General features: G+C 63.3%; 9 protein-coding genes and 1 pseudogene. 1 reads left to right on the top strand and 9 read right to left on the bottom strand.

Translation table 11 applies throughout. From position 1 onward, the window contains the following. Window positions 1-120: pseudogene (locus FJU11_RS17650) on the top strand (electron transfer flavoprotein subunit alpha/FixB family protein); the annotation flags it as partial. A 6-nt stretch (window positions 121-126) separates the two neighbouring features. Here FJU11_RS17650 and FJU11_RS17645 read toward each other — a convergent pair. The 9 genes from FJU11_RS17645 to FJU11_RS17605 form a co-directional block, all read right to left on the bottom strand. Continuing rightward, entirely contained in the window at window positions 127-732 is a 606-nt protein-coding gene (locus FJU11_RS17645; protein ID WP_141168394.1) for a cysteine hydrolase, read from the bottom strand. Window positions 733-736: 4 nt separating this feature from the next. After that, entirely contained in the window at window positions 737-1,798 is a 1,062-nt protein-coding gene (locus tag FJU11_RS17640; protein WP_141168393.1) for an ABC transporter ATP-binding protein, read from the bottom strand. Further along, a complete protein-coding gene (locus FJU11_RS17635; RefSeq protein WP_141168392.1) occupies window positions 1,785-2,564 on the bottom strand; it encodes an ABC transporter permease in 780 nt (259 codons plus the stop codon). The genes FJU11_RS17640 and FJU11_RS17635 overlap by 14 nt, the downstream gene beginning before the upstream one ends. A gap of 7 nt (window positions 2,565-2,571) precedes the next feature. Next, a complete protein-coding gene (locus tag FJU11_RS17630; RefSeq protein ID WP_235891092.1) occupies window positions 2,572-3,420 on the bottom strand; it encodes an ABC transporter permease in 849 nt (282 codons plus the stop codon). Window positions 3,421-3,472: 52 nt separating this feature from the next. Further along, window positions 3,473-4,543 carry an ABC transporter substrate-binding protein gene (locus FJU11_RS17625; protein ID WP_141168391.1) on the bottom strand — a complete coding sequence of 357 codons (1,071 nt, stop codon included), beginning with the start codon at window positions 4,541-4,543 and terminating at the stop codon, window positions 3,473-3,475. A 224-nt stretch (window positions 4,544-4,767) separates the two neighbouring features. Further along, window positions 4,768-7,038, bottom strand: coding sequence for an MGH1-like glycoside hydrolase domain-containing protein (locus FJU11_RS17620; RefSeq protein ID WP_141168390.1), 2,271 nt, complete (start codon window positions 7,036-7,038; stop codon window positions 4,768-4,770). 11 nt (window positions 7,039-7,049) lie between these two features. Continuing rightward, a complete protein-coding gene (locus tag FJU11_RS17615; RefSeq protein ID WP_141168389.1) occupies window positions 7,050-9,614 on the bottom strand; it encodes a carbohydrate-binding protein in 2,565 nt (854 codons plus the stop codon). 110 nt (window positions 9,615-9,724) lie between these two features. Further along, window positions 9,725-13,294, bottom strand: a complete 3,570-nt coding sequence (locus tag FJU11_RS17610) for a molybdopterin cofactor-binding domain-containing protein (RefSeq protein WP_141168388.1) — start codon at window positions 13,292-13,294, stop codon at window positions 9,725-9,727. Between the two features lie 3 nt (window positions 13,295-13,297). Continuing rightward, on the bottom strand, window positions 13,298-13,795 hold the full coding sequence (locus FJU11_RS17605; RefSeq protein ID WP_141168387.1) for a (2Fe-2S)-binding protein: 498 nt from the start codon (window positions 13,793-13,795) through the stop codon (window positions 13,298-13,300). Between the last annotated feature and the right edge of the window lie 359 nt (window positions 13,796-14,154).

The following is a 14,154-nucleotide window of genomic DNA, read 5'->3' as shown; positions in this document are numbered from 1 at the left end:
GACTCCAAGGTCATCGTGGCGATCAACAAGGACGAGGAAGCCCCCATCTTCCAGGTCGCCGACTACGGCCTCGTCGCCGATCTCTTCGAGGCCCTCCCGGAACTCGAGGACGCAATCTGAGGGTCGTCAGCCTGCGCCGTTTGCCAAAGCGAGAAGTTCCTCGCTCGTCATCATCTCGATCTGTTCGGGCATACGCGGTACGACGTGCTTCAGGATCGCGGCATGGGAGGGCATGTCGGAACTTCCGAGCGCATCGGTAACGAGCACCGTATGGAAGCCGAGATCGATCGCCTCCATCAGGCTCGCCAACACGCAGACATCCGTCTCCACACCGCTGAAGACCAGGGTGTCGACACCTTCGGCAACGAGCGCGTCACGCGCATCCGCGACCTTGAAAAGCGAATAGGTCGGCTTTTCGATCAGTCGTTCCGGTTCGACGTACTCGGCAAGCGAGGGCACGACGTCGAGCATGGCCGGATCGAGCCGGTCGAGCGTCAGGTCCGACCAGCGTTCGTAATAAGTCCGCCAGTTCCCGCTCGCATGGTCGGGTGAAAGCGGCACCATGAACTTGGTGAAATGATTGCGACCGCGGAAGGCCTTCGCCAGTTCACCGATCCGTGGTGCGATCGTCTCCATAACGGGCGTGTGCCAGACCGTGTCCTCCGCGAACAGGCGCTGCATGTCGACGATGACGTGGCGCGTGTTCGCGCTTTGAAAGCGGGTTCGGTCCATCGCGTCAGGCCTCGATCGGCACGGTATCGGCCGCCTTCCAAACGAGCGTCACGGTTTCGCCGGTCTCGCGCGGCCGTCCGTCGCGGTTTTGCGCGAACACCTTCAGCGTCGTCCCGTCGACGCCCTGAAGCGTATAGGTCAGCGCCGGTCCGGCATAGATGACGTTGGTCACGCGCGCGCTCAGCTGGTTCTCACCGTCGGACGCCGGATCATGGCCGCCGATGATCGTCATCTTTTCCGGGCGCACGGCAACGGTCGCATGTTCGCCGTCACTCGGCAGATCGAAACCGGTCGCGATGCGCTGGCCGTCTTCGAGAACGATCGTTCTGTCGCGCACCGTTCCGCTCATGAAGTTCGAATCGCCGAGGAACTCGGCTGCGAACCGGGTGCGCGGCCGTTCGTAGACTTCCGCCGGCCTGCCCGATTGGATGATTTCGCCCCGATCGAGGATGGCGACACGGTCGGAGAGGCTCAGCGCCTCTTCCTGATCGTGCGTCACGAAGATCGTCGTTAGCCCGCTTTCGCGCTGAATGCGCACGAGTTCGACCTGCATTTCCTGGCGAAGCCGCCGATCGAGTGCGGAGAGCGGCTCGTCGAGCAGCAGCACGGTCGGCTCCGTCACGATGGCGCGCGCAAGCGCCACGCGTTGCCGTTGGCCGCCGGAAAGCTGTTTTGGGCTCCGCGCGCCGAAATCGGGAAGGCGTACCATTTCGAGCGCGCGAGCGATCTTGTCGCGCGCCGCTGAGCCGCGAATGCCGCGCCGGGCGAGGCCGAAGCCGACGTTCTGGTTCACGTTCATATGCGGAAAGAGAGCATAGGACTGGAACACCATGCCGATATTGCGGGCCCGGACCGGCGTGTGGGTGACGTCCTTCCCGCCGATCGCGACGTTGCCGTGATCGGGCGCCACGAAGCCGGCGATGATGCGTAGAAGCGTCGTTTTGCCTGAGCCCGACGGGCCAAGCAGGCTCGTGAACGAGCCTTCCGCGAAATGGCAGGTGATGTCGGTGAGAACCGGCGTGCCGCCATAGTGCTTCGCGACGGTCTTGACCTCAACGTTTGTCAACTTTGCCTCCGGGCCTGACGAAGATCGCGAAAATGAGGAACAGCGCCATCGAGGACAGAAGCAGGATCGTCGAGATGGCGTTGATGTCCGGCTCGAAACCCTTGCGAATGGCCGAATAGATCTGGACGGGAAGCGTGGTGAAGCCGGGCGTCGCGAGGAAGTAGGAAATCACGAACTGGTCCAGCGACACCGCAAAGGCGAAGAGGCCGGCACCGACGATGCTCGGATAAAGCAGCGGCAGGGTGACGGAGAAGAAGGCGTGAAGCGGCGTCGATCCGAGGCTCATCGCCGCTTCCTCGAGATCGGTCTGGATCGTCTGCAGGCCGGTACCGACGACGAGCACGACATAGGGAATGGCGAGCGCCACGTGCCCGATCAGCATGGCGTGAAAGCCGCGGCCGATGCCTGTCCAGTAGAAAAGGACGAGCATGGCCGTGCCGGTGATCAGCCAGGGAATGGCGATCGGCGGCAAGAGGAGAATGCGCAGCACGTTGCGTCCGCGAAAGGTGCTGCGCGAAAGCGCGACGGCGGCCATCGTGCCGAGCGTCGTGGCGATGATCGTGGTTGCGACCGCGACGAAGACGCTGTTCCAGCCAGCCGTGATGAGCTGGGTATTGTCGCGAAGGACCGAATACCAGTGCAGCGTGAACTGGAAGGGCAGCTGGTAGAAAGGTGAACGGTTGAAACCCATCATGATCATGACGGCGATGGGCAGGTAAAGGAAGAAGATGATGAAGGCGAGATAGATGCGGCCGGCGGTCTTCATACGGGCCTCACGCGCTTGCGTTGCGGCGAAGCACGCCGGAGAAGGTGGCGAAGATCGCAAGCACGACGGCGAGCATGATGAAGGAGAGGGCAGAGCCGAGAGGCCAATTGAACGCCTGTGTGAACTGATCCTCGATGACGGTACCGAGCGTCACGCCGACGGGACCGCCGAGGATACGCGGTTCCATGAAGGCGCCGATGACCGGTACGAAGATGAGGACGCAGCCCGAGACGAGGCCGGGCATCGCCATCGGTACCAGCACCTTGAAGAGGATGGTCCACCAGCGCGCGCCAAGGCTCATCGCTGCCTCGATGATCTCGTCGTCGATGGCGATGAGCGCGATGTAGCAGGTCAGCACCATGTAGGGCAGGTAGCCGTGAATCAGGCCGAGCACGATCGCGGGACGCGTGTAGAGAAAGCCGATCGAAGGCGCCCCCGCCCAGAAGAAATGAAGCACGGAATCCAGAAACCCCCCCGAACGCAGCACCATCGTCCAGGAAAAGATGCGGATAAGCTGGTTCGTCCAGAACGGCAGGACGATCAGGATAAGAAGGATCTGACGGCTGCGCCCGAGACCGGCGCGCGCGAGTGCGAGCGCTGCGAGAAAGCCGAGGATCGCACAGCCGAGCGTCGTCGCGACAGCGATCATCAACGACCAGATCGCCACTTCGATCATGTAGGGCTGGGTCTGGAAGACGGCGTATTGCTGGAGCGTGAAGCTGACCTGCTCGTTACCCATCGGCGTCGCCGAAAGGAAGCTGAATGCGAACATCGCGCAGAGAGGCAGGAAGATGGCGAGCGTCAGCCACGCGTAGGTTGGCAGCAGGAGCGCGACGGTTGCAACCCATTTCGGCATTGCAGCCGTAGCGGCGTTTCCGCCGCTACGGGGACTTGCCGGGACGTTGCCCTCAGCCGGCATAGAAGGCCTTGATCTCCTGCCAAGCATTGTTGAACGTCTCGCGGCGATCGTTCGGTAGCGCAGACATGATCGACATGGTTTCGATGTATTTCTGCTTGTGGACCTGGCGCATCAGATCGTCTTCCGGCAGTTTTTCCATCGCCTTCTGGTTGGCCGAGGCCGGCGAGCCGACTTTCGTAGCCCAAGTGTAATAGAAATCCGGGTCGATCATGTAGTTGATGAACTTGTACGCGGCGTCCTGGTTGCTGCTCGTCTTCGGGATCGACAGCGAGTCCAGCCAGCCGATCGCACCTTCCTTCGGCACGACGAATTCGACCGGAAGACCGAAATTGCGCTTCGAGCGGACGGCGGCACCCGACCAATAGATCGAAAGGTCGAACTCGTTGGCGACGAACGCCTTGTTCCACCGATCCTCGCTCGACCAGATCGTATGCAGGTTCGGCTTGATCTTCTTCAGCTGATCCTTGACCTTGCCGAGATCCTTCGGATTGTTCATGTCCTGGCCGGTAAGAAGTGCGCCGACGCCGACTTCGGTCACCGCGTCGTCGAAGAGCGCGACCTTGTTCTTGTATGCCGGATCGTACAGAGCGGCGTAGCTGTCGGGCTTCGTCATGCCTTCACGAATGCCGAGCGCGTTCATACCCCAGACCCAGGCACAGCCGTAGATCTTCCCGTCATACGTCAGATTGGGGTGGTTCTTGAGTTTCGGCGTCAGGCCGTCGGAGTTCGGGATTTTGGAGAAGTCGATCGGAATAAGCAGCCCCTGGCTCGAAGCCTGCTGCGAACGTGCGCTGTTGATCAGCACGACGTCGTAGGCGCCCGGATTGGTGCGCAGCTTCGTCAGCATTTCCGGCTCGGAACTGAAATAGTCGTGAACGACGTCGATCCCGGTCTCTTCCTTGAACTTCTTCAAGGCCCAGCTTTCATCCGTTCCGTAACCTTGCCAGTTGAGGACGGTGATCTGGGTGGCGGCGCGGGCACGTCCGGTCGCGATATAGGAGACGGCGAGGGCGCCGGTCCCGATCAGGCCGAGCGCCTGGCGGCGAGTGGTGGTCGGCATGCTGGTTCTCCTTGACGATAGCTTCAACGACGGTCGATCACCTTCTTGGGACAGTCGGTCACCGCAGGCATCCGGCAAAGGCCCGCCCGCCCGCAACGAGGCGATCGATATTGCGGACCATCAGGATGCGGTATGAAACCGGCGGAGCAATCATCGAGAATACGCGTCTCGCGATCGTTTGTTGCACCGGGTCCCCTCCCAGAATTATATTTGTACACGAATGATTATTGAGCAGGTCGGATGTTGTCAATACGCGCATCCTCCGTGTCGACCGCACGATCGAACCAGATCCCGAGACGCCGAGCTTCGGTGCCGGCGGGAACGATCATCCGCGTTCCGTTGAGGCCGTCCGCGCCTGCGGCCAGCGCCTGCGATCCAAGCGATGCTGCGATGACCTGCTCCGGCAGGATACGGTGAAAAACGATCGAACCCTCTCGTTCCGTTGGTGGCACCGTACAGGAAAAGCCGCCTTCGAAAAAACGGACGTCGCGAAGCCGACCGGCGATGGTCGTGGAGAACTCGTTCGTATCGTCGCGGGAAAGACGCAGGGCGCCGTTACGGCGTTCCAGATATGCCGGGCCGATCGGGGTTTGAAGGGGGCCCAGTCGCGTATCGGGCCCGTTCGTCAGCGTCCAGCCATGCCAAGGATCGAAGCCGCAGATCTCCTCGACGGCCATCATCGGCAGGAGGGCGCTCCAGATATAGAACGGATCGGTATCGCCCTGATCCAGCGCTTCACCGGTCTCGGCGTTGTAATTTTCCGCAGCGACCCGATCGGTCTTCCACGATCGCATGAACAGGTCGTAGCTCTTTGCGGCAAGGGTACCGGCCTCGCCGTCCAGCCCGTAACGCCTCAATCCTAGCCAGACGATGAAGTTGACGTTCGGCCAGATCCGGCCACGCCAATAGACGTTCTCCGCGTAGGCCGGGTCATCACGCGTGGCGTTCGGGAGGGGGAAGGGGGTGTGGAACGTCTTCGGGTCGGACAGATGGCCAAGAAGATCGTCCGCCTGCTTGAGCGTCGCGGCTCCGCAGGCGAGCGGATAAAAGCTCGTGGGCGAGAGGGAGCGTACGAACGCCCCGTTCCTCTGCCGATTGGCGAAGATGCGCCGTTCCGGGTCCCATAATTCTTCCGAGATCAGCGTGCGGCTGCGTTCGGCGAACGCGGCGAACTCCCTCGCATCGCCGGCATGGCCAAGTTCGCCGGCGATCAGGCTCAGCATCTCCGCGTCGAGCGCGACGGCGCAGTTCAGGCCGAGATCCCACGTGGAGAGCGAGCGGGTCTCTCGATCGTAGACGGCTTCGTCATGCGTCGCCGAATTGTCCATGCCGGTTTCGTTGCGCGCGCCGAAAGGCGTTCCCTTGTAGAGCGCTTCGCCGACATCGCTCGTACCGCATGAAACGAGACCGCTACCTTCCGGATCACGCTCCCTTCGCCACCAGCGCTGATTGCGGGCAAGCGCGGTGTAGTGCGCTTCCAGCAAGGATCGTTCGCGGGTTCGAAGGTAAAGCTGCCGCGCCGTCAGGCTGCCGAGCGGCGGTTGCGAGCGATCGACCCAGGCCCCGTTCGAGGTCACGATGCAGGCGACGTTGCCCTGCGGCGTCACGCCGGCATGAGCGGCAGCCATGTTCTCGCGGGCGAGATTCGTGTCGAAGGCGCCGGAAAGAAGGGCGGCATAGGTCTGGTCGTTGTACCAGACGGCGAAATCGCCGAGGTTCCAGATCCGCGTGACGCGCGTATAGGGGCGATGGTTGGCCGTGTCCCAGACCGTGTTCCAGCCGACGACGTCGCGCATGGCGTCGAGCGCACCGCTCGAAGCGCCTTCATGAGCCGGCGCGAGGGGTGCGGCCATCGCTTCGAGTTGAGAACGTGCCTTGGCGATCGCGAGATCGGGGGTATCGGCGACTGCTGCGCCATAAGCGCCTTCGCGCATCATTTCGAGATTGAAGCGAAGTGCCAGCAGGGGTGAGGCCGTACTGCGGCTGCCGACGTAGAAATAACCCGAGGCGACGAGTTCCTCACGCAGTGCATCCAGGGTCTCGTGGCCCGATACGAGGATCGCCGGATCCTTGCTGACGAGTGCCACGGTTCGCCCCGCGATTTCGATCAGCACGGCTCCGGATGGCGGATCGAAGCGTGCGGTCGTACCGTCGGGGCCGTGAAAGGCGAGCATAAGCCAGAAGCGCGCGCCCCATTCCCCGAGCGTGCTTGCCTGCCAGCGTCCGGCGATCGCGAACGGATCGTTCGTGCCAGCCTCGAAAGTCAGGCTCGTGCCCGCGAAATCACAGTCGAGCGAATGATGGCGATTGTCGATGCTGTGCGTACCGAAGCGTACGCCACCGCGACGCGGCTCGATCAGGCTCGTCGCACCGGCACGTGTCGAATAGAGCACGGGCGTGACGTGGACGCCGAGCGGGAGGAACGTCAGTTCGGCCGGCCGGTCGGTCCAGCTGTTCCAGGCGCGGTCGAGGGGAATGGTCACGTGTGCGGGCAATCGGCATTCCTTCAAAGGTCGTCGTCGGGCATTCGGCGGAGAAGCGGCGGCTCGGTCAATCCGCTGACGTCCGGCCAGCGGGCCCCGGCATAGGGCGTATCGGCGTAGTAGCGGTTCGCGGCCGTGTTACACACTTCGAGAACGAGGCTGTGACCGCCACGTTCGAGCTCGCCGAGATCGATCCGGAACGGCGTATGGTGGCAACGCCCGACCTTGCGACCATCGAGAACGGCAGTGGCTGCGGTTGCAAGGCCGGGCAGACGAAGTTCGTAATGCCCCGCCTGAGGGATGGTGATCACCCGCTCGTAGATGCCGACGCCGGAAAACGTCGGATAGCCCTGCGCCTGCCAGCCGCCGAGCGCCGAAATGGCATGCGAGCGTTCCGAAGCATCGGGTCGGAAGGACCAGCCATCGTCGAGCTGCGTCGACCATCCGGCAGCCGGTTCCTGGCCGATCCGTATGTCGGTCGTTCCTCCCGCGGGTGCCTCGGAGATGCGTACGCAGAGGCACTCTTGCGGCGCAAGATCGATCGTGAGCGTGCGTGCAGTACCGTGCCTGACCGCATCAATGTTCGATGGGTGGCTCGCTTCGAAGGCGAAGGAAGTTCCAGGTTCGGCAAGCGCGAGATGGCAATCGCCCGCAACCGCGCCATCGTTGAAGACGACGATACGCCAGAACCCGTCCGGATCCCGCCCGAGCGCATGACAACGAACGTGCCCAACTACAGAACTCTTCGGCAGATCGTCTTCGAGCGTCTCGGCCAGTGTTTCGATATCGTCTCGCGTCGGAACCGCATCGAGGTTCGGCCGCCATTCACGATCGATCGAACCTTCGCATACGACGGACGGTACGTCGCCGGTAACGTACACGGTTCCGCCGGCCTCGATGAAACGCGAAAGGACATCGAGCGTACGCGCGCTCCGAAGAACGCTGGCGGAAGGAAGCACGATCCCGGTGAAGGCGATGCCGTTTACGTATAGCCGACCGTTCGAGATATCCGCACGGAGAATGCTCTCCTCGTCGAGGATCGTGTAGGGACGGGCGAGCGTGAAGAGATGTTCGCACCACGCGCCGAAATGAGCGGCATGGGTGTGCGACGGGCCTTCCGCGAACGCCGTATGGAGCGGATAGAGAACACCGATCGATGCCGGTGGCGTCGCTTCCTCCATGAAGCGCGTAAGAGCCGTCGTCTCCGAGGCAATCTCCTCGAAATGCCGCCACCAAGGCTCGAAATTGAAAGCGGGCGCAAAATCGAAGCGGGGATTGGCGAAGAGACGAGGATCGTCGCTGCCATCGCTTGTAGAAAGCGCATGCAGAACGACCTGGCGCGTGCCGAGAAGATGCAGGCGGATCATCTGCGCGCGCAGTGCCTCGGGCGTCAGGTCCCACTGGCCGGCTCCGCGCACCGTGGTCCGCGTCGCCGTGAAGTAGAGTTCCGTCATCGTGCGCGATCGGCCGTTCGTGCGCGCCACCGCGTCGCCGAGCTTCGGCGAGAGTTGCACAGCTAGGTTGTTCGCATCGACCGCCGTTTCGTTGCGCCAGCGATCAAGGCCGAAGAAGTCGGCCCCGAGAGCGACCCGCGGATCGATGGAAGCGAAGCCGGAATTGAGCGCGAAGCCACCGATATGGGGGAGCACTTCGTGTCCGGTGACGCTCAACCCGTTCGCCTGCGCAAAGCGGCGAACAGGGGTGAAGAACGCTTCATGGATCGCTTCGGTATAGGTCTCGAAGAACGAGCAGCGCAGGCGCTTTGTGTCATCGTCCCGGCCTCGTAGCAGAGCGAGAAGCACGTGTTCGAAAGCTGCAGAAGCCCGCGCCTCAACCTTTGCTTTAAGCGAGCCGTCGTAGAGCAGGCTGTTCATGACCGTGCCGCAATGCTGTCTCCAGCGATAGAAGCCGGGTGCCGGCTGGTCGAAAAAGAGAAGGGAGACGGGGTTCGGCATCAACCCGGCAAGGGCCTGGGCATAGGGCTCGAGCCCGACCGCGACGAAGCGTTCGCCAGCTTCCGGCAGCAGATAGTTGATGCGGCGTGAGGTAACGCAGCGCGCTGAGAGAAAGATGCTGAAGCATTTTCCCGGCGGAATGGCGCCATTGTAGGCAAAGCCGCAGCTTCCATCGGCGCGCGGCTCGATCGTGACCACATCGCTCACGATCTCGGCCTTCGAAGGCCCCGCATCACGATCGTGCAGCAGTGCGGCGACGATCTCCCAATCGGCGAACCGCGGCGTTCCGCCTTCGTAGAGCCAATTCGCGGCATCGGGGCCAAGCGCTTCGGCGAGCGTCGATCGGATGCCGTCGATTTCACCGTGCGAGACTTCGCCGGTCGTCCAGAAGAGTTGGCGTTCGCGCAGATGATCCGCCCCGTCGACGGTGCGTCCGCCAGCGTGGCCGCTTACCCAGTTGTAGTCGTCGTAAAGGCCGGCGCCGAGGCCGAGCTCGGCCATGATCGAGACCGCTTCGCGATAGGCGGCAAGGAAGTCTTCGTCGAGATAGCGCTCGCGCTGCAGGCCGAGCCGCGCCTGGATGAGAATGGTTCCGAAACCGCGATCGCGAAAATCTGCGAGTTGCGTACGCATCGTCGAGCGCGAAGGAAGCTCCGGCCAGAACCAATAGGCCGCCGGCCGGAACCGGTCTCGTTCTGGCAGTGCAGACGACGCGGTCGTCCCCGCGTAGGGTTGGTTCGAGTTCAACGTCCCACCGCTTTCCGTGCCTGCGCGATCGTCTCTTCGACGTTCTGCCACGACGGCGCGTCGGGTGCGTAGCGTGCTCGCAGATAGCGCACGAGATTGCCGATCTGCCGGTCGCTGAGGCTTTTGGCGAAAGCGGGCATCGCCATCACCTCGAGCCCGCCGCGCTTGTCCTCGGGGGCGAGAAGGGCAGGGGCGGTCGCTCCTTTCAGGATCGTGCGGACCACATTGTCCGGCGTTTCCGCATGAAGGGCAGTATGGGCGGACAGCGATGCGATCGGAGCGCCGTTTTCGTGGCAGGAAGCGCAGGCGCCCTCGAAGATACGGTTTCCGGCAGGAGCTTCTCGCGCCGCCTGCTCGATTACCGCTTTCGAGTGATCGGATGCTGGCACGGCCATTTCCGAACCTTGCGCTCTGCCCCTATCGGAAAAGCTCGCGAGATAGGTCGCCATTGCGCGGATATCCGTGTCGGGGAGTGGAGCGAGGGAGGCGACGACGGACGACATCGGCCCGCCGGCGCTGCCATGATCCGCCGCCGTTCCGGTGCGCAGATAATCGTAGAGTGCGGCCTCGCTCCAACCGATCGGCGACGGTCCCTCGCCGTTCAGCGCCGGTGCATGCCAGCCTTCGGCAAAGCCGCCGGCCAGATGATCCGCACCGGTGCGGCTCGCGCCAAGTGCGTTGCGCGGGCTGTGGCATGCACTGCAATGGCCGAGCGTTTCCACGAGATAGGCGCCACGGTTCCAGCGCTCGGTCCGCTGCGGGTCGGGGGCGAAATTTTGCGAACCGGCAAAGAGCGCGTTCCATCCAGCCATCAGCGAGCGAACGTTGAAGGGAAAGGAAAGCGCGGTTTTCGGTGCGGGCGTGTCGATGCTCCTCTGCGTCATCATGAATGCATAGAGCGCCTGAAGGTCGGCATCGCTCGTACCCGCGAAGGACGGGTAGGGATGGACGGGATAAAGATGGCTGCCGTCGCGCGAAATGCCTCGTCGCATCGCACGCTCGAAGGCCGGATAGGACCAGGCGCCGATACCGTTTTCGACCGATGACGAGATGTTGCTGGCCCGCACGGTACCGAACGGTGTCTCGAAAGCGCGCCCCCCGGCAAACGGCGTTCCGTCCACACCCGTATGGCAGACATCGCAGGCACCGGCTGCCGCGACTTCGCGTCCACGCGCGATCGTCATGGCGCTGTAGGTGGCGGGATCGGGTTTCACGATCGGGCGGATCGCCGAATGCCATGGTGAAGCAGCAAGGAACCCGCCGGCGAGCAAGCCTCCGGCAACGCCTGCGAGGCTGGAAAAGAGTGAGCGACGAGACTTCGTCCTTGTCGGTGCAGGAAGGCTTCTGGTCTGGGCTCTCGGTTCGGGCTCGCGCGCAAGACCGGCGTCGCGCAGCGCGGCCAAAACCTTGTCCGGTGTCAGCGGCAATTCCCGAAAGCGGATGCCGGTGGCGTCGAAGACGGCGTTCACGATCGCGGCGGCACTCGGAACGGAGGCCGATTCTCCGACGCCGAGCGGTTCTTCGTCCGGACGCGGCAGCATCACGACGTCGATCTCCGGAACCTCCGGGAACTGGATGATCGGGTAGCCGCCCCATTCCAGGCTCTCCACGCCGGTTTGCGAAAACTCGACCTTCTCCTTGAGGACACGGCTCGTCGACTGGATGACATTGCCGTGGATCTGGTGGCGCACACCTTCCGGATTGATCATCAGACCGGAATCCTGCCCCACAGTCACGCGTGTGACCGCGATTTCTCCCGTTCTGCAATTGACCGCGACGTCCGCGACCCATGCCGACCATGCGGCCGCCGTACCCGGAAACGTGCCATGGACGTAGAGCGCGTAGGCGAAGCCGCGTCCGTAGAGCACGTCGCCCTCGCGCTCCATCGTCATCGGCTTCGTGCGCGGGGTCCAGCCGGCGCGTTCCGTCACGGCATGGACGAGATCGATCGCGCGCGGGTCCGTGAGGTAGCGCAGCCGATACTCGACCGGATCGACTTCGGCCGCAGACGCGAGTTCGTCGATGAAGCTCTCGTGGGCGAAACTGTTCGGCATCGCGGAAACGCCGCGAAACCAGGAAGCACGGGCAAGCGGCGGCATGTCGTGGACCGTCACCCGCATATTGTCGAAGGCATAGGGCGGGATCGCCGTCCGGTCGCCCATATGGGTGACGCTCGCGACGTTGGATACGCGTCCGGTCAGGATGAGGGCGAGCGTCGGCGCCAGATTGGACGGGTAGCGCGTCTCGAAATCGTAGGCCGCCGGACCGCCTTCGAGATCGAGCCCGCCACGCACGTCGACGACCTGCGCCGCACCCTTCGGCTCCCATCCGTGCTCCTGTTCACGCGTGAGCTGCACGCGAACCGGGCGGCCGACGGCCTGAGAAAGAAGGGCCGCATCGGCCGTCACATCGTCGGCGCAGTTGCGTCCGTAGCAGCCCGCCGCTTCCATGCGTTCGACGGTAACGGCGTCTTCCGGCATGTCGAAAAGAAGCGCGAGATCGCGTTGCATGAAACGCGGGTTCTGCGTGCCGGACCAGACGGTCAGTCGCTCCTCGCTCCATTCCGCGACCGCGCAGGACGGACCGATCGAGGCATGCATCTGGTATGGCCAGACATAGCTCCGGGCGATCGGAGACGAAGCCGCATCGAGCCCGCGTTCGACATTGCCGTTATCGGCAAGGACACGCGCGCTCGCCGGGTGGTCGCGCAAGGGGTCCTCTGGCGCGCTCAGGTCGGCGATCGCGGGTGCCTTGCGCCAGCGCACGTCAAGGAGGTCCGCCGCACGCGCCGCCTGTTCCTCACGTTCGGCGACGACACCGACGAAATCCCCGACGACAACGATGTCGACGATGCCGGGAAGACCGGCGAGGGAATCCTCGTTTACGGATAGGAGGTTGTGAGCGACGTGCTCGCCGTGATCGAAACCGGTATGGGGCGGCCGGATCACCCGCCCGTGCAGCATGCCGTGCAGACGAACGTCGTGAACGTAGGCCCAGCGGCCTGTCGCCTTTTCGGGAATGTCCGTTCGCGCCTGGCCCGTGCCGACGAGCCGATAGGCGGAGACCGGTTTGACGGGACAGTCGGCATCGAGCGCGATACGCTCGAGTTGCCCGCGAACGAGTTCGCCGATGGCGATTGCCCAATTGGCCGGATGCTTGCGCGAAACAATACCATCGACGATTTCGAGTTCGTCCGGTTCGCATCCGGCATGGTGTGCGGCGCATGCCAGAAGATGACGACGCGCGGTAGCCGCTGCCTGGCGCAACGGCTTCGCCGTGACCTGGATCGTCTCGCTGGCGATCGTTGGGCCCTGGTCGGGAACCGCTTGGGTCGAGCCGAGGACCATGCGTACGCGATCGAAGGGAACGTCGAGTTCCTCGGCGACGATCTGGGCGAGGGCGGTCCGTATGCCGGTGCCGAGATCGACGTGCCCGTTGAAAGCTGTCACGCCGCCGCCGGGATGAAGGGCCAGATAGAGGGTCGGATCGGTTGCCGACGCGGTAACGACGAGCCCTTCTGCGGCTTCGAGATAACGGCTGCGCGAAGGTTCCTCGGGTCGTGTCACGGTCTATTCGACCTCGCCCGCATGCGTTCGCTCGCGCATGGCACCCGCCGCACGCCGCGCGGCATTGAGAATCTCGACATGTGTGCCGCAGCGACAAAGATGATGGCGCAGAGCCGATCGGATCGCCGCGTCGTCCGGGTCGGGGTCACGCCGGAGAAGACTCGTAACGGCGATGATCATGCCGTTCAGGCAATAGCCGCATTGGGCGGCCTGTTCGTCGATGAGCGCTTTCTGGACGGGATGCAGTCTGTCCGGCCCACCGAGGCCTTCGAGTGTGGTAACCGGTCGTCCCTCCACTGCCGCGACCGGAATTGCGCAGGCGCGCACCGCGCGATCGTCGACGAGAACGGCGCAGGCGCCGCATGCGCCGAGACCACAGCCGAACTTTGGCCCGTTGAGCTCGAGGTCGTTGCGCAGAACGGTCAACAGAGGCGTATCCGGGGCCAGGTCGAGCAGATGCGACTGACCGTTTACGGTCAGCGAAAGGGAACGGGCCGGCATGGAAGAGCGCCGCCGTTCACGCCGAACACATGCGGCTTGCGCCATGCCGGTACGGTACCCGGACACACGAACTGGTCATTGTCGGTTCCCTCGTATCCCCTCGTTCCTGGCCTGGTTCGAGACCCGCGCTTTCGGATTGGGGGTTTTTATTCATTTCCATTCGTGTACGAACGATCGCGCCGAAACATCTTTCTGTCAACGGGATGCGGTTAAATCAATACAATGTCCGCAAGCGAGCGCGGATCGATTGGCGTTGGCCAAACGGTGGAGGCAACCATGGAGAAGAGTTCGGGCATGGCGCCCTTCGTATGGGACGATCCGTTTCTCTTGGACGACCAGTTGAGCGAGGAAGAGCGGCT

Source organism: Pararhizobium mangrovi (genome assembly GCF_006516965.1).
GTDB lineage: Bacteria > Pseudomonadota > Alphaproteobacteria > Rhizobiales > Rhizobiaceae > Pararhizobium_B > Pararhizobium_B mangrovi.
Note: the sequence above shows the minus strand (reverse complement) of the source record. Positions and strands in the feature narration are given on the sequence as shown.